Raw genomic sequence first — 15,794 nt, forward strand, 5'->3', positions numbered from 1 at the left:
AGGTATTTTTCTTGCAAGAATTTCTTGAATCGAAAGATAAATATGTGCTGCAATATTGATTGGATCAACACCCGTCTCTGGTAATGCTCCATGACATCCTGTTCCATTTACAAGAATACGAAATCTATTACATCGGTCGATATTTGTCAACAAAGTTTTTCAAATATTGCTCAAATATAAAAGAGGTAGCCACCATTTTGTAGTAGCTACCTCTAATCTTATCTATTTACTTGTCATAATTTATAAGCCTTATCGTTTCTTTTTTTACATCTACTTTCACAATATCATACCCTGCGTTATAAATAGAATTTCCCATAGGTCTGTCATCACTTGCATACCAATAACTTGGATATGTTTTTGCTGATTTACAAAGTTTTCTGCCTATAAGTTCTTCTACCTTTGAAAAATCAATTTCTATTTCTCTACCTTGTTGTTTCAGATAGTCTGTTATCGGTAAAAATCTGCTGTCTTTGTGAATATACTTTTTATCTTCCGTTTTCTCTATTTCAACATCTTCCTTTATTTCATCATCTTTTTCTATCTCAAACTTGCCGATAAAGTTAAAGTAAATGTCTATTCTTTGGGTAAACTTATATCTTTTAAGTTTCTGCTTTTGATATATCACTATTTTATCAATCAGTTGATTTATCATTGATGTTGTAAGTATAGAAAAGTCGGTAAAACTCTTGATAGTTTTAATAAACTGTTCTGTGTTATCACTAACAGACTGTAATTTCTCCGTTACTTCCTCAAGCTCAACTATTCACTATTTAGGATATTTTGCTCATCTGTATACTGAACAGCTATCTTATTAAAGGTTTCATCATTTATTCTTCCACTTGCATTGTCCTCATACAGTTTTACAAACAGCCTATCTATTATAGCTAATCTATTCTTATCAGCCTTTAATTTCTTTATATTTTCCTTTTGACTTTTTTCTCTTTCTTCAAGTCTTGCAAATATAACGATATTTTTAAATTCTTCCTCGTTATTCTCAATGTATTTACTAATATCTTTTAGGGCTTCTAAAATAAGTTCCCTAACTACTTTAGACCTAATATAATGTGCAGAGCATTCATTTTTATGCTTCTGATAGGTTGAGTATATATAATTATCATATCGCACATCTTCTTTGTAATGTCCTGTGCCCTTTCGATTTATTCCTCTTGAATTATATAACTTTTCTCCACAAAACAGCTTACCTGTGAGTGGATTTACTGTCCCCTCTCTTGACTGCCTTCTTGTCGTTTTCAAAAGGGAATTGGCAATTTCCCATGTTTCTTTATCAATAATAGCTTCATGAGTATTTTCAAAAACAGCCCAATTTTCTTTTTTATTAGTATATCTTCTCTTATCCTTAAAACTTGGTTCTATAGTTTTGAAATTTACAGTATGCCCTAAATATTCTTCTCTTCTTACAATACTTGAAACAGTTGTTCCCCGCCAACGATATGGAGTATCAAACTCCTTACTAATTCTATTTCCATAACCGTTCATAGCCATATAGTAAGACAGAGAGTAAACTTTTTCTTTATATAATAAGTCTGCCATCTGATACGGTCCATGTCCACTTACTACCAAAGAGTAGATCCTCCTTACTACCTTTGCAGCTTCTTCATCAATAATCCACTTATCTTTATTGTCAGGGTCTTTTTTATATCCATATATAGCATGGCTTCCTGTATGCTTTCCCTCAAGTCCTTTTGCCCTATATACTGCCTTTATCTTTCTGCTTGTATCTACTGCATAGATTTCATTGATAATATTTTTGATTGGAATACTTATATCTGTTTCCATATCGGTAGTAAAGGTGTCTACATTATCATTTATAGCAATAAACCTTACATTATGCTTTGGAAAAAACTCCGTTGTATAAATTCCTACATGGAGATGATTTCTTCCAAATCGTGATAAGTCTTTTACAACTACTGTTCCTATTTCTCCATTGGCAACCTTTGTTATCATATTTTGAAACTCAGGTCTGTCAAAATTCGTTCCGGAATAACCATCATCAATGAAAAATTCACACTGAAAAAAGCCACTCTGCTTGGCAAACTGGCTTAAAATCTTCTTTTGATTTGTAATGGAATTACTTTCTCCTTGAAGTTCATCATCTCTTGATAAACGACAATAAAGAGCTGTTTTTCTGTTAGCTTGAATAGACATATTTTCCTCCTGTCTATCAAGCCTACCTACGATATTTATATTATACTCTTTTTTTCATGATTTTTACCACCGTTAATTGTCATTATTTTTTATGACTTCCTGCTTAATGATTGATTTCATCTTATCTTTCAGCTCTTTTCCGTTTTTCTTACAAAAGATATTTACGGTATATTTTGTATTTCCAATTTCCTTTTGAATTACTTTAGTTTTTCTATTATCTGTGTTGTCAGTTTGTATATTATTCATAAGTTCTCCTTCCTGTAAAATAAAAAAACGATTAGATTTTTTACTTTTCTAATCGCTCTTATTCATCTATTAAGTTTTGTGCTTTCTTCAGTTTTTCTTTACTTTGTATTTTTCTTCTATCAAGTCCTGTTACCCTAAGTGGCAAACACATCTCTATGATCCTTAAATATATCCTACCAAGCATTATATCCTCTTGATCTTTTTCTATATCTTTGAAATTAAGATTTGTGGTTATAAGAGTCGGTCTTGCCTTTAGGTATCTTGAATTTATTACATTATAAATCTGCTCTAAGGCATATTCTGTATTTCTCTCTATTCCAAAATCATCAAGTATCAGTAAGGTAGGATTTGTTTATTTGCTCTATATATTTATTTCTATCAAGGTTAAATCCCCCTTTTTGTAAATCATTTAGTATCTGTGCAAAATTCCTCATTTTAACTGTATAGGAATACTCTTTGATGATTTCATCATCTGTATCTTCATTTGCATTTTCAAAGGTATAAGCTATTTGATTTCTTGATATAAAGCAATTTCGTCTAAGTCTATCCTGTTCAATCTGCTTTTCTCTTAATTTCCTCTCTTCTTCTCTATCCCTATCACATTTACAATTATTTCTAAAAATCATCAGCTTATCCAACATTGGAATTGCTTTACCGTCTATTCTTTCATTACAAGTTTTGCAATAGATATGTCCGTCTTTTTCATAATGTGTTTCTTCGTTGTAGATAAAGTCTGTACCTTGAATTTTTGTAGTTATCATATTTTGATTTTCTTGGTTATTCATAGTTTATTTCTCCTTTTCTGTAATAAGTGGCAAAATGCGTTTTAAGGCTTGTTTTTTAGCTTAGGTATACTTGGTGCCTCTTTTATGATTAAACCCTTAAAAATACCTTTCCACTTCGTTATATGATGTTTATAGACTGTCGCTATCCTCATAATTAGTTGAGTAGGTTCTATTACTTCCATTTTGAATATTTTTCTGTGTTAGTTTTTCTTTATCTTGCTCATACCAATTAAGGATTGTTACATAGTGATCTTTATAGTCTGTCCCTTTGCTCTTGATATACCTTGATAATTTTTCAATCATTATTTCGGTATGACCTTGTAGCTTATCCTTTAGTTTTTGGCATTCATCATCGGTTAAACGGATATTTTGATATTCTCCGTAAAAAGAAAAGTGGGTAGCCTGCTCTACTCTCTCCTTATCTATACTAACCTTATCTAATCTACCCTTACCTATACTAGGTTGACCACTTGACAACCGTTGGTTAACCAAATGACAACCAACACTTTCTTCTAAAATGTATGCTCCATTTTCTGTTTGATAAAGCTGTTGTTTCTGCTCTATATACATTGTTGGCTTATATCTGTCTTTTCTAATAAAGTTATTTATCTTCCAATGGGTAATTACAATAATCCCTCTTTCAAAGACGATTACAAAACCCTTTGTAATTAGGATTTTCAAGTCATCTTCGTTTGCTCCTATGATTTTTATTATCTTCTTTGGATTATCCACAAAGCCGTCATCATCTACCCTCATTGATAAATGAAAATATGGGCATTGACTACTTAAGGGCATATCCAAAAATAAATCGCTATCCACTATTTTTAGTGAAAACATTCTTTTATCTGCCATTTTTTCCTACCTTTATTCAAATAAAAAAGACGATAGATTTTTACTTCTACCGTCTTGCATAAATTTATTTTAGCTCATTTTCAATTTCTTCTATACTTGGTAATGCTCCTTTAAAATTTTCAGGAATTAAGTTTGATAGTTGATATTCTGAAATCCCAATAGGTTCTCTTGAACTTTCAGAAGCATATTTTGCCAATATATTATCCTTTGTCTTACAGATTAAAAGACCTATTGTTTAATTATCTCCATATCCCTTTAATATATGATTTACAGATGTTACATAAGTTCCAAGTTGACCTATGTCCGCAGGTTTAAATGCGGAAATTTTAACCTCTACAACTACATAACAGTGTAACTTAATGTTATAAAATAACATATCAATAAATTCTTCTGAATTTCCAACGACAAGCCTATATTCCCTACCTACAAAAGCAAAGCCTGTTCCAAGCTCCAATAGAAACTTCTGTATATTATCCATTAAAGCATCTTTTAATTCTTTTTCATCATAATTTTGTCTGATAGCTATAAAATCAAAATTATAAGGATCTCTTGTCATATCATTTGCTAAATCGCCTTGTGTAGATGGCAAATTGTTTGTAAAGTTTGTTATTGCTTTTCCTTGACGAGTATACAAATCTGTATCCAAAAAATTAAGTAGCACAACCCTACTCCAGTTATTTTCCAATGTCTTGGATATAAAGAAAAATGATTTATCCAAATTTACCTCACATCTATCCATGATATATCTTTGATGTCACCAAGGGATATTGAAAATCATATCAAAATTCCTACTGATTTCAGCTATCTGTAAATCGTCCACAAGCTGTGGACGATTTAATGGAGAGTATATTTCATAAAATTTTTTTATATATTTTAAGTTAGTGACAGAAAAACCTTTAACATTTGGAATTTCCTTTTTTAAATCTGAACTTAATTTTTTATAAAATCCACTTCCCCATCTGCTCTCTGCGTGTAAGTTGATGATTTCTTCTCCTAAACTATAATAAAACCTTAGCATTTCGGAATTGACAGAAACTGCTGCTTTAAGTTGCCTATCTTTATATGATTTCTTTATTTTTTCAAGCATTTGTATATATTCACTATCTCCAATGATAGACAAATCTTTTTTATCCATTCTTCTCACTCCAATCTGATTTTCTATATTTTTTATCTTAATTATCTTACAGCCTGTAAGCCTATTTTATCATTACCATTTTAGTCTAATCGATATAATTATATCAAAAATATCACTTCTTTTCTATCTCTCAGTTTCCTTATGATTATATCCTTTGTTTTTGTAATGCTCTCTTGCCCATGCTTTTTGTCTATCCTCTTTTTTGATTTGCCTTTGAAATTCCTCTAATGCCATTTTAACGCTTGGCTTTTCTCCTCTTGCAATAGCCTTTTTGTATGCTATTTCTATTTCAATGTTTATATCTATCCCAAAGTCTTTATTTACTTCCTCTACTACATATTTGATATGGTTAATTTGAGTGATTTCCTCTTTTATAAATTTTTGATTGAAAGTGAGATGATTTATATCTGCCTGTAATACGCCTTTTGCTTTCTCTCATTTCTTTATTTCTATCTTTTCACTTCCACTTAACTTTTTTAGAATAGACTTTGCTCTGATATATTTATCAATTTCATCTTTATGGGAATTATAGTATTCTTCTTTACTTGCTCTTGCTATTTTACTGAATATAGAAGTATCAGCTTAGCGTCAAAATTTTCTTTTCTCATTCTGCTGTCATAACTTAAATTTTTAGATAGTTCTTTTTGAATTTTATAGTAGGTTTCAATATATGAATATACATCAAAAAGGTCTGGGGTTAGATTATATTCTTCTTGTTTTTCTTTGGAGAACCCTTTCAATAGTCCTTTTATCATCCCTACCAAACCTAAAATCCAACTGCTTATATCTGCGATTTCTTCTTTTAATTTTTTGAACTCTTTATTTAAAGCTATGATTTTTCTGTTATGATTTCTATACCTTTTTTCTCCATCTGATAGCTCTTTGTACCTAAATGAACTTGTGGAAGTTCTTCTCTTCCTTGTTCTTCAAATGTGCGTGGGTCTATTCTTTTATCTATGTTTTCTACTTTTAGGTTTCCAATTTCCTTTTTCATCAATTTCTCTAAGGGTAAGTAAGATATGGGCATGAGGTTGTTCTTCATTATCACTTACCGTAGGATTATGAATATTACAATCTGCTATCATACCTTTAGAAGTAAAGTTTTCTTCTATAAACTCACTGATAAGATTTATTCTGTCTTGTTCGTTTAATTCTCTTGGCAGTGTAAAGAGTAGGTTTCTTGCAAGTTGTGAGTTTTTATTTTTTTCAATTTTTTCCACACTGTTCCATAGGTATTCTCTATCGGAAAATTTTTTTGGTATATGTTCCGGCAGAAATATTTTTGAAAAGACAAGGTGGTCTTTTTTAGAGTAGTCGTGGACTTTTACATAGTATTCATCTTTTAATTTATCTCTTGCATTATATGCAGCTTTAGCAATCACGCTTGCTCCCTTTGATCTTGAAACTATATCTACATGGGTATGTAGGCTTTTAATTTCCATTCCGTTTCGCTCCTTTCGTTTTTTTGATTTTTGTATTTTAGACATAATAAAAGCAGATAGATTTTCTTTAGTAATTTTCTGTCTGCTGAACTTTATCTATATTTAATTTTGATATTTTGGTATCTTTATGATGATAGGTATCTTTGTTCCCTTTTTCAAAGGGCGCAAAGATACACCGTTTTACTACGGTGCTTTGCGTTCTTGCAGAAAACTATTCGCTCCGCTAAGGAAACAAAAACGCTAAAGGATTTTTATTTGTTCAAGGGGGCTACTCCCCCTTAAACCCCTGTGTACTTTGTTTTTTCTTGAGTTTTCAAATCAACAAAAAAGCAAAGTGTTAAAATATCTCTCCACTTTGCTACATCAATCTTCATATTTACTTTTCATAAAATCAGTTCCTTAATTTATTTTTCTATTCTTCATTTTCTAAAAAGTCAGCTTCCATATCTTCATCTGAATTTTGCTCTTTCTGATTGTCTAAGCTATCATTTTCATCATCAAGATTTTCAGTTTCTTCCATATCAATTCCTCGTTCTTTCAAATGAATTTCTGTAAGTTCTTTTAACTTTTCTCTATTCCTGTTATCTGATAGGACATAATCTAAAAAAACATATATCAAATCATTATTTATATCTTCTTGCATACCTGTAATTTCTCTTTCAAAGGCTTCAAATACTCCACCTTTTTCTATTTTTCTTTTTGTTTCCGGCACTTGTTTTGAGCTTGTTTATCTTTTGATTGAGTAACTTCGCTCTATTTTGTGCCTTTTCAATTTTGTTATTCTCTTTTTTTAATTGACCCATTACTTTTTCTAACTCTTTCATTTTAATTTCCTCCGTTTAATAGTTTTTTTGTTCTCATAAAGAAAGGTTAAGCACTTTTATCTGATACTTAACCTTTCGGCATTTTTTAGAATTTATCTTCTAATGAGATATTTTTATCTTTAACAAATAGTACTCTACTTTATCATTAAAAGATTTTTCTATTTCATTGATATTTGACCACTTAAATGATATAGTCACATCATTTTCTTTAGAAATTATGAAACGAAATGTTTGCAAATTTGCTGAAACCCCATCAAGTATATTCTTATCTTCAATCTTAAGTTCGTCTTTGCTATATGAAACTAAATCTATATATTCCTTAGTTTCTACACTCCAAAGACTAATAGGATTATTTTGTGGAAGTATAACTTCCACAAAATCTTCTGCTTTATCATTTAATTTCAAATCAATTTCATGTTCTATATGAGAGTTGACTATAGCTTGTTCGATTTTATCTAAATGATACTCTTCCCCATTAATAACAACAATGTTCCCTTGTGGATAACCATTGTCATTTTTAGGAAAGTCTATCTGTTCTCCATTTTCAATTACATTACTATTGCTACATCCCACAAAAAATATTAGCATTGTGGTCAAAAACATCACTATTAAAATTCTATAGTTTTTGACCATGAATATGCTCCTCCTCCAAGGTTGTAATTAAAATTACCAGAAGAATTCAATGTAACACTTCTATGCACTCCACCATTTGGTTCAAGTAAAATTAGTATTCTTTCATTGCTTCCTCCAGGAGAACCAACCCAGTCTTCATATCCAATCAATCCAACTGAATGTCCACTTCCTCCTGAAGTTAAACGTATATGCATCGGATTGCCACCATTTATATTATTTTTTACGCTAGTAAAACTGATTACACCAGTTTGTGAAGGATATAATCCCCAATGATTGTATGCATCTTTCATATTAGTCCAAGAACCCCCTTGATTCCAATTATCGTCGAAAATATATCTTGCAACATCAATATCAGAAAGGGAATAACCTTTGTAATAATTTATAATCGCTGCACAAGTTGCCGCCCAACAGGTATTTCCAGACTGACTCACACCATTAACATTCAATGTTCTGTAGGATGTAGGTCCATCAATCGCCCTCGTTCTTAGGTTTAAATCTCTTGCTTCAGTTAATTTTAAATCTGTCCTTAAATCATCTTGGTTCAAATAATTCGATAAAGAAGAAATCAGCAAATCAAAATTATAATATAATTCTCCTACCTCAACTCCATCATCATATAATTTAAAAACATCAATAGTTCTTTCTCCGTTAAACGCTTGTAAATTAATACCATCTGTCAATAATACAAAATCATTCAATTCACGTTGTTCAAATAAATCATTCAGTTCTCTAGAAAAAGAAATGGATAGTGATGAATTATATTCACCTTGATTTTCTACCACTTCAAGTATTGCTACTATATTACCTCTTTGTAATACAGGAAAACAAATAGAATTCGTCTTTTGTTCTACATTAAACAATGTAAACGAATTTCCTATGGAATATTCGTCTACATTCCCGCTCAGATCTCCAACGCCTATAAGTGCGTTTAAATGTTTAGGAAGTACTTCAATAGCATATTCTGTAATTTCATGTTTGGTATCCAAACTTTTAATTCGTGCAGAAACATTATCTGTTGCAAATACAGATGTACTCATCCCCACAACTAATACTAAGCTTAATAAAAACATTAATATCTTTTTCATGGTTTTCTCCTTTCAATTATCAAAATTAATATTAATTAATATTTATATAAATCGAAAGAAACTAGTCTCCATTCTTGTACCTCTGAGGATTCATACTTCTCCCTCTCCTTTCTCTTAGAGAATAAATTATATAAGTTTATCTTATATAGCTATTTATCTTGACTCTATATGTCAATGAATTTGTTGAATTATTATCTATGATAACCTCATACCTACTATTATAATATGCTTTAACAGTTAATGTAGTGGCTTTGTCGAAAGTTTCTTTATATATAACATGACCATTTTCTTTTATTATAATTGCATAGTCTAAACCTCCATTACACGACATTTCACTCATCTTAACTGTAAATCCGTCATGATTAGGTTCTGTCCAAGATTCCATATTGAATTTATAGGACTTGTGTTCTAAACCATCTAATGTTACTTTGCTATCTACATTAGCAACTCTCAATTCATTCAAAGGTATTTCTCCTTGAATATGCATTTTAACTTCATTGTTCAATTTTCTTGCTAGGCAAATTGCATCCTCTGCATCGCAATAATTGTAAATCACTAAGAATTCATCCCCTCCAAGCCTACACTCAATATAAATTCTATTTATTTTAGAAAAAATAACTTATCATTCCGGCTCCAAACACATCTGTTATTGCATGTGCTAAGAAAAATGGAAATAAGTTTTTCTCTTTCATTCTTGTATATAGGAAATAATAAATTCCCCCTACTAAAAAACCTATAGCTATAGCTGAAATATTCCCTTGATAAGTATGGAAGGAATAGCGTACAAAAATAGAATAAATAAAATAATATTTTCTCTTATCTAGTGCAACGCTTAAACAAATTCCTAAGAAAAATATCTCCTCATAAAATCCATTCAAGATTGAATACAATAATAGTGATAAATCTATTGTAGAAAGCTTACTTAAAAATACATTTGTCTCCTGAGTTTCATAAAATATAGAATTATCTACATTTGGATAAGCAAATATATTGTATATCAACATAAAATATAAATCGAATAACAATGCTACTCCAATAAATAACGCAATTCCTATTAAAACCGATTTTAAATTTATTCTTATCTTCCACTTAGAAAAGTCAAAGTTTCTAAAATACAAATATATAAAAGCTAAGAGTAGTAATACAAACTGAAATATAAGAGCATACCAATTAGCACTGCTTGTAAACTCTGGTATCTGTGCTGTATTAGTATCTGGCAAATACAAAAATGATGATATTGAATTCCAAATGAAATAACCAAACATTATTATGGTAATGATTAATATATCCCACCATCTTAGATATTGTATTTTATCTTCTTTTCTCCATATTAAAATATTCATAATATTCAACCTCTCTTTTTTATTTATTTTGGGAAACTATACTTCTATATTCTCAGTTGTACTACTATACTTATTATACTTCCTTCAACTCCAAACTTACCACCAGATAAGTAGCTTGGTCCATGTGTTGTGACATGTATAAAAGCATTTCCAACACTTGTTCCACTTACAGGAATTCTCAAATATTTGGTGTCTCTTTTACTTTACAAATAAATTTTAAACGCTCTCTACTATTGTTAATACACTTAACATAATTCGAATTCTTCATTGTTCAAAAAAGCTAGTCTCACCATCAGGGAGATAGGTATCTTTTAAAAGATTATATATTTCACATTCAATTTTAAAATTTATATCCTTTTCATTGTCAGAGTTTATTCTAAAAGAATTCTGCAAAGTATAGTTCTTTTTATATCTAGCATTCTCCATTAACAATGCACGAACATCTACTAGAATTGATTCAAGAAACATGTCCTCTAAAAATATATCATCCTTAATGAAATTCTTATCTCGAAATAAAAAATAGTCCATCTTTCTTTGTATTTTTATAATCTGGTTATTATATTGCTCTCTGTATCTGCAGAATTCATTAAAATCTAAACCGTGTGCAAAAATCTCTTCTTCCATGTTTATCCTCCAATTCTCTAGAACCAAAATCAAACATTTATCTTAAACTTCTATGCCATCTATATTTTTGCCTTTTTTCGGGGTCAAAAAAGTCATTTTTCGTCCGTTTTTCGACCCCAAAATCGGCTCCAAACCAATATACGTTGTGTTCTAACTCTATTTTTTTCTCACCCGAAGCACTACGCGTCATCAGAATTATCGCTTCGACGTGCTATATGTTTCTATATTTGATAATGTAGTAGTATTCTACCCCCTTGCTAGTTTATAGTTCGTTCTTCATATATTTCTCAACCCAAAACTGTAACATATTTAAATCGAAAAGTAGGTCATAAACATCCTCTAACCTTACCATGACTAATTTCTCTATCATCATATATATATAACACATATTAGTATTATCAAAATTTAAAATATCTAAAATTACTTTTCCTTGTCCATTTTCCTACCATATTTTTATAATTGCCTAGTAAAATATTAAGCTTTGTGTTTATAACAATTTAAAATTAACCTTTGTAAACCCTTGTATATAAATACATACTATTCTTTTCTATAAATCTTCTCCCACAACTCATTTAATTCAATATCTTTTGAAAATTCTTCAATAAATTTGCTTTTTAATACCTTTTTCTCATTCTCTTTCATTACCTCTAATATATTTCTTGCTTGTTCTTTGGGTATTTTACCTTTGCTAGCATCTTTTAATATCATACTTAATTTTCCTAATACTGGACTTCCCATTAATTGCTTAGTAGTTATAATCCCTACTTCAGTAATCAATGTATTCTGCCATATATCCATACTAGTTTTTTTAATAGCTGTTACAATTAAAATACCACATAAATTTGAGTATATATAGCAATATTCAGGTTCATCATTCTCTAGTAAAGATCCAAATATACTTCTTTTGAAAAAACAGATAGGATAAAGATCTGCATGATTAATAAATGATAAATCATCAATAAAATATAAATGAGTCTCTACTCCTTTTGGAAACTCTCCCCTACCTAATAGATACTCCCTTAGTCCCATTATAACATTTGTAACTAAACTAATATTTTTATTAGAGATTTCTCTTGTTTTATTTAGATAGGACATTAATTCTATATATAGGATCCTCCAATTCACTGATGTTATAAAATACCTGATCCATTCTTCATATTCAAATTCAGATTTATATCCATTTAAATATGGTCTGAAAACTTTCTCAGCAAATATCTTTTCAGACTTCGAGAATAATCCTTCACAATCCACGCAAAGCAACTCTTCTTTAAATCCATCTTGGACTCTCCTTCGAAAATCAGTTTCTGTACCTCTCAAAAAACCTGTAGGACCCGTTTTTTTAATCCAATCAGTTACAAATCTTGGTATTATATGACTCTTCTTCAATTCAGACTTTTTATAACATAATGCACACTCTTTCATAGGTTTCCTCTCCTTATACGATTCCATATAACTTGTCTTTCTTAGAAAAAGTATTTAGGTTCTAATACATTAAAAATTCCTTTATAAACACTATCTAATTAAAATCATTCAGTCAGTTACAGTCTTTAAGAGTTATTCATAAATCTATCCAAGATATATGAACAAAAGAGCTTCAACGGAATTTGGAATTTTTATTTTAATCTTTTCTATATTTTAAAGTTCATTACCATTAAACAGATTATTACCCGCAAATAGATAATAATAAGATAGGTAACATCATTATCATTTTATAGCATTTTCCAGTATTTCTCAACTAGCAAATGTATTCTTTACTAAGTTTAAAAATTACTTTTGACTATTTCTATCTACTAAATATAACCCTCAATATTCTCTTAGGAGTTTAATCTTAGTATATTCTCACTACTTCAAATCAGTAACATTGCCTTATATCCTTGTTGCTGCTCCACATTCCTAATCATATCTACTCAATCACTACCTCTAATTCAAACTGTATCTCTAGCCTTTCTCCTTTTTAACTTTAATGGTCTTGATTAATCTTCTAACTAACTTCCCATCAAACTCTCTTACTTGTGGTCTTACAGTCTTTAATGTACTGTCCATTTCAGCTAATCGTTCTACATAGCTATTTGTGTATTTCTTCTCTTGCACCAGCCTTATTTTTGCCTGTTTTAGCCTATTAATCTCTTCTGATATCCTTTTATACTCATTATCAAAATCTTCTGTTACAACCCCTAGTTTTGCATTTTCCTCTATTAGATTTAATATTTCTTTTTGTAGAAGTTCTATCTGTTCAGCATGTTCTGTTGGGATATCTTTTGCAGAATATCCACCGATGATTCTAATAACATTCTTCCTGAATGCTCCTATAAAATCTCCATTATTTTCTACTACACTGTTTATGGCTGTCATTATAGCATTATGTAGTGGTTCGTTGGTGAATTGATTGCAATTAGCTTTGTCTTTTCGATTCAGTGAGACTTACTCGTTCATTACAACGGATTAAAAAATCAAGTGAATATGTTCCCACAAACAAAAACCACTGAATGTCATCTACACACTCAATGGGTTTAACTATCGATATTACTATATTTTATTGCTTTTCTAACTTCACGATAACTTCAACATGCCTTGAAGCGATGATAATGATGTCGTAAATAGATATTATCCCCTTGGTGGTAGGGTAAAATTATAACAATAAACTATTCTTTTCTGTCTACATTAATTGTATTATAAGGGTTATAATCTTTTGATACTTGTAACCAAATATTCCAAATAAGTAGGGGTAATCAGACTAAATTTCTCAATTTATCTTTAGAAAGTATTTTATTGTTAGTTACTCTTATTTTTTAAAATTATACATCTCCTGTACCTTCCAGTGATAGTAAATATTTAATTATTTTCACAAATAAAATATTTGGCTATTATAATTATACGTACAAAAAAATATAGCTATTCTCTAATTACATTAGTGTAAATTATCACTAGATTTACCTAATTACCATATAAATTTTTCACTTGAAATGTTTGTAATTACTATTTCTTTACCTAATGCACTCCCCCCCCCCCGCATTGTGCATAATGTTATATTCTTCCATATAAAAATCTTTATACAAATCTCTAACAAGAGAGCAGGCATCATATGTGATTATCCAGGGATACTCGATGTCATCTAAATGCTTAACAATAACATTCTTTAAATTGAGATGGTCTTCCTCTGTAAAGAAGTTAGTATAAAGCTGACTCCCTTTAATAACATAGGGAGGGTCAATATTGAGAAATATAGGTGATTTCATTTTCTTCAGATGCATTTTAATAAAATACCCTGCATCTTTGTTGTATAGCCGAATCTTACTTTTAAGTTGGGCAATACTCTCAATTCTACGGCTTATATCCTCTCTATTGAACCTACAATCAATTTTATAATTTCCAGTTTGCTTTAATCCACCAATAGGTCCGCCTTTAATTATCCCAGAAAAATTCACCCTATTTAAAAACAATGTAGCAAAACCATCGGTCAAAGAATCAACATCAGGATTCTGATAGTTCTGCTTTTGCTTTTCTCGTTCTTCTAAATTTATCGGTGTCTCCCTAATAAGTCGAAGTAATCCATCTGTATCATTCAACACCGGTCAATTATCGGCAATAGGAAAACCACTGCCGGAGGGTACGATATCGCGTAAAAGGGTAAACTATCCCCATACCTTGGGATACGATGTATACAACGGCGAGCCTGTCGAGGTTTCACTCGAAGTCTTAGCAAGCGAAACTCCAATTTATACAGAGGGTTACATGGTTTTTGTCGAGGGTATACCTGTACTTTCCAGAATTAAGGTAGACGGTGTTATGCACGAAAAAGAGAAATATATGCACATTGTTGACCATCGCGAGGAAACCACGACAAATGTGAATTTATATTTTGAGCCGCTTGGATTTCAAAAAGGAGAAATTGTGGAGTTTTATATTGCGTATATATTTACTCCTTCCTATATTCCATACGAGTATTATCCTTTATATGGAAACACACATAAGATAATGAACGCTCCTTCGAGCCCTGTTAAAATAGAAAGAGGAAGCGATTCCACAACGAAAAAAATGGCATTGTTCCCCTCAAGAACATATGAGATCCCTAATGAAATATATAAAATGTATGAGCATGAAGACGGGACGAATTATGCGATGGTAGCGGGAGTCAGATAGTACAACAAATCTGAACTTGATAGAAAAAGTACAATTATGGCAGTTGCTGCTCCTTATAGAGATACATTTCAGAGGTATATTGCATATTCTGTTCCGGTATTGCTGATAAATCTGGACAAACCACAAGCAGAAGAGGACATCGTCCCGCCTGAATATAAATATGCTGAATGAGACGACTGAGCCAGTGATTTGAAAGCCCGTCACACCAATGTTACTGAGACTTCTGTTCAACCATTCTACAACGTACGCCCGGCTTCGCTATCAACAGCTCCCAATCGTAGTTATTATTCTACGATTGGGAGCTTCTTTGCAATGGCCGTTTTTACGACGCAGTGCAAGATTACCGCAGGCTTTCTGATTGTTATGCTGAAACTAAGCAGAAACTGTTTGTTGGAATCAACCGCTTTTTAAATATCTAGGAATATCGGGTAGATGACCAATAAACCCCTGCCTGCAAATTTCTGCATCATTTCTCTTGACATCACCACACAATTGTAGTAATATGAGATTACTACATAA

Annotated in this window: 22 protein-coding genes and 2 pseudogenes; 2 read left to right on the forward strand and 22 right to left on the reverse strand. The window is 30.8% G+C overall.

Annotation, left to right across the window (positions count from 1 at the left end; all coding sequences use genetic code 11):
• The 22 genes and pseudogenes from BUB33_RS16915 to BUB33_RS13170 form a co-directional block, all read right to left on the reverse strand.
• Nucleotides 1–153 (reverse strand): peptidase dimerization domain-containing protein (locus tag BUB33_RS16915; protein WP_422821953.1); only part of this gene is annotated, 153 nt, incomplete at its 3' end.
• A gap of 73 nt (nucleotides 154–226) precedes the next feature.
• Nucleotides 227–763 carry a DUF4368 domain-containing protein gene (locus tag BUB33_RS13095; protein WP_084725457.1) on the reverse strand — a complete coding sequence of 179 codons (537 nt, stop codon included), beginning with the start codon at nucleotides 761–763 and terminating at the stop codon, nucleotides 227–229.
• Nucleotides 760–2,166 (reverse strand): recombinase family protein, encoded by a 1,407-nt coding sequence (locus BUB33_RS13100; protein ID WP_072977186.1) that lies wholly within the window; start codon nucleotides 2,164–2,166, stop codon nucleotides 760–762. The genes BUB33_RS13095 and BUB33_RS13100 overlap by 4 nt, the downstream gene beginning before the upstream one ends.
• Before the next feature lie 72 nt (nucleotides 2,167–2,238).
• Nucleotides 2,239–2,412, reverse strand: a complete 174-nt coding sequence (locus tag BUB33_RS16120) for a hypothetical protein (protein ID WP_159429201.1) — start codon at nucleotides 2,410–2,412, stop codon at nucleotides 2,239–2,241.
• Between the two features lie 58 nt (nucleotides 2,413–2,470).
• Nucleotides 2,471–2,596, reverse strand: coding sequence for a hypothetical protein (locus BUB33_RS16990; protein ID WP_479694040.1), 126 nt, complete (start codon nucleotides 2,594–2,596; stop codon nucleotides 2,471–2,473).
• A gap of 142 nt (nucleotides 2,597–2,738) precedes the next feature.
• Nucleotides 2,739–3,197: a P-loop NTPase family protein gene (locus BUB33_RS16925; protein WP_422821952.1), complete on the reverse strand. Its 459-nt coding sequence runs from the start codon at nucleotides 3,195–3,197 to the stop codon at nucleotides 2,739–2,741.
• 129 nt (nucleotides 3,198–3,326) lie between these two features.
• Nucleotides 3,327–4,049, reverse strand: a complete 723-nt coding sequence (locus tag BUB33_RS13110; RefSeq protein WP_072977188.1) for a replisome organizer — start codon at nucleotides 4,047–4,049, stop codon at nucleotides 3,327–3,329.
• A gap of 64 nt (nucleotides 4,050–4,113) precedes the next feature.
• Nucleotides 4,114–4,788 (reverse strand): annotated as a pseudogene (locus tag BUB33_RS16625) (PDDEXK nuclease domain-containing protein).
• A gap of 15 nt (nucleotides 4,789–4,803) precedes the next feature.
• Nucleotides 4,804–5,184, reverse strand: a complete 381-nt coding sequence (locus BUB33_RS16630; protein ID WP_234950054.1) for a DUF1016 N-terminal domain-containing protein — start codon at nucleotides 5,182–5,184, stop codon at nucleotides 4,804–4,806.
• A 554-nt stretch (nucleotides 5,185–5,738) separates the two neighbouring features.
• A complete protein-coding gene (locus BUB33_RS16635) occupies nucleotides 5,739–5,939 on the reverse strand; it encodes a hypothetical protein (protein WP_234950055.1) in 201 nt (66 codons plus the stop codon).
• A gap of 74 nt (nucleotides 5,940–6,013) precedes the next feature.
• Nucleotides 6,014–6,671 (reverse strand): annotated as a pseudogene (locus BUB33_RS16645) (MobA/MobL family protein).
• 367 nt (nucleotides 6,672–7,038) lie between these two features.
• The gene (locus BUB33_RS13125) at nucleotides 7,039–7,338 is read right to left on the reverse strand and encodes a hypothetical protein (RefSeq protein WP_234950058.1); all 300 of its coding nucleotides are present in this window, start codon (nucleotides 7,336–7,338) and stop codon (nucleotides 7,039–7,041) included.
• Entirely contained in the window at nucleotides 7,295–7,450 is a 156-nt protein-coding gene (locus BUB33_RS16650) for a hypothetical protein (RefSeq protein ID WP_234950059.1), read from the reverse strand. The genes BUB33_RS13125 and BUB33_RS16650 overlap by 44 nt, the downstream gene beginning before the upstream one ends.
• A gap of 99 nt (nucleotides 7,451–7,549) precedes the next feature.
• Nucleotides 7,550–8,083 carry a hypothetical protein gene (locus BUB33_RS13130; RefSeq protein ID WP_072977191.1) on the reverse strand — a complete coding sequence of 178 codons (534 nt, stop codon included), beginning with the start codon at nucleotides 8,081–8,083 and terminating at the stop codon, nucleotides 7,550–7,552.
• Nucleotides 8,059–9,120 (reverse strand): C39 family peptidase, encoded by a 1,062-nt coding sequence (locus tag BUB33_RS13135; protein ID WP_172463210.1) that lies wholly within the window; start codon nucleotides 9,118–9,120, stop codon nucleotides 8,059–8,061. Before BUB33_RS13135 ends, BUB33_RS13130 begins: the two co-directional genes overlap by 25 nt.
• Nucleotides 9,121–9,304: 184 nt before the next feature.
• Nucleotides 9,305–9,724: a hypothetical protein gene (locus BUB33_RS13140; protein WP_072977197.1), complete on the reverse strand. Its 420-nt coding sequence runs from the start codon at nucleotides 9,722–9,724 to the stop codon at nucleotides 9,305–9,307.
• A gap of 49 nt (nucleotides 9,725–9,773) precedes the next feature.
• Nucleotides 9,774–10,511, reverse strand: a complete 738-nt coding sequence (locus tag BUB33_RS13145; RefSeq protein ID WP_072977199.1) for a CPBP family glutamic-type intramembrane protease — start codon at nucleotides 10,509–10,511, stop codon at nucleotides 9,774–9,776.
• A gap of 44 nt (nucleotides 10,512–10,555) precedes the next feature.
• Nucleotides 10,556–10,693 carry a hypothetical protein gene (locus BUB33_RS13150; protein WP_200778227.1) on the reverse strand — a complete coding sequence of 46 codons (138 nt, stop codon included), beginning with the start codon at nucleotides 10,691–10,693 and terminating at the stop codon, nucleotides 10,556–10,558.
• Between the two features lie 82 nt (nucleotides 10,694–10,775).
• The gene (locus BUB33_RS13155; protein WP_072977202.1) at nucleotides 10,776–11,135 is read right to left on the reverse strand and encodes a hypothetical protein; all 360 of its coding nucleotides are present in this window, start codon (nucleotides 11,133–11,135) and stop codon (nucleotides 10,776–10,778) included.
• Between the two features lie 537 nt (nucleotides 11,136–11,672).
• Entirely contained in the window at nucleotides 11,673–12,557 is an 885-nt protein-coding gene (locus BUB33_RS13160) for a hypothetical protein (protein ID WP_072977204.1), read from the reverse strand.
• 516 nt (nucleotides 12,558–13,073) lie between these two features.
• Nucleotides 13,074–13,487 carry a hypothetical protein gene (locus BUB33_RS13165; protein ID WP_200778228.1) on the reverse strand — a complete coding sequence of 138 codons (414 nt, stop codon included), beginning with the start codon at nucleotides 13,485–13,487 and terminating at the stop codon, nucleotides 13,074–13,076.
• A 632-nt stretch (nucleotides 13,488–14,119) separates the two neighbouring features.
• Nucleotides 14,120–14,701 carry a DNA adenine methylase gene (locus BUB33_RS13170; protein ID WP_200778229.1) on the reverse strand — a complete coding sequence of 194 codons (582 nt, stop codon included), beginning with the start codon at nucleotides 14,699–14,701 and terminating at the stop codon, nucleotides 14,120–14,122.
• A gap of 79 nt (nucleotides 14,702–14,780) precedes the next feature.
• Here BUB33_RS13170 and BUB33_RS13175 point away from each other — a divergent pair, with 79 nt between their 5' ends.
• Together BUB33_RS13175 and BUB33_RS16795 are read left to right on the forward strand one after the other, a co-directional pair.
• Nucleotides 14,781–15,275 carry a hypothetical protein gene (locus BUB33_RS13175; RefSeq protein ID WP_143154900.1) on the forward strand — a complete coding sequence of 165 codons (495 nt, stop codon included), beginning with the start codon at nucleotides 14,781–14,783 and terminating at the stop codon, nucleotides 15,273–15,275.
• A 36-nt stretch (nucleotides 15,276–15,311) separates the two neighbouring features.
• The gene (locus tag BUB33_RS16795; protein ID WP_268807685.1) at nucleotides 15,312–15,446 is read left to right on the forward strand and encodes a hypothetical protein; all 135 of its coding nucleotides are present in this window, start codon (nucleotides 15,312–15,314) and stop codon (nucleotides 15,444–15,446) included.
• Nucleotides 15,447–15,794: the final 348 nt, after the last annotated feature.

The sequence above is a fragment of the Tissierella praeacuta DSM 18095 genome (genome assembly GCF_900128955.1).
Lineage (GTDB): Bacteria > Bacillota > Clostridia > Tissierellales > Tissierellaceae > Tissierella > Tissierella praeacuta.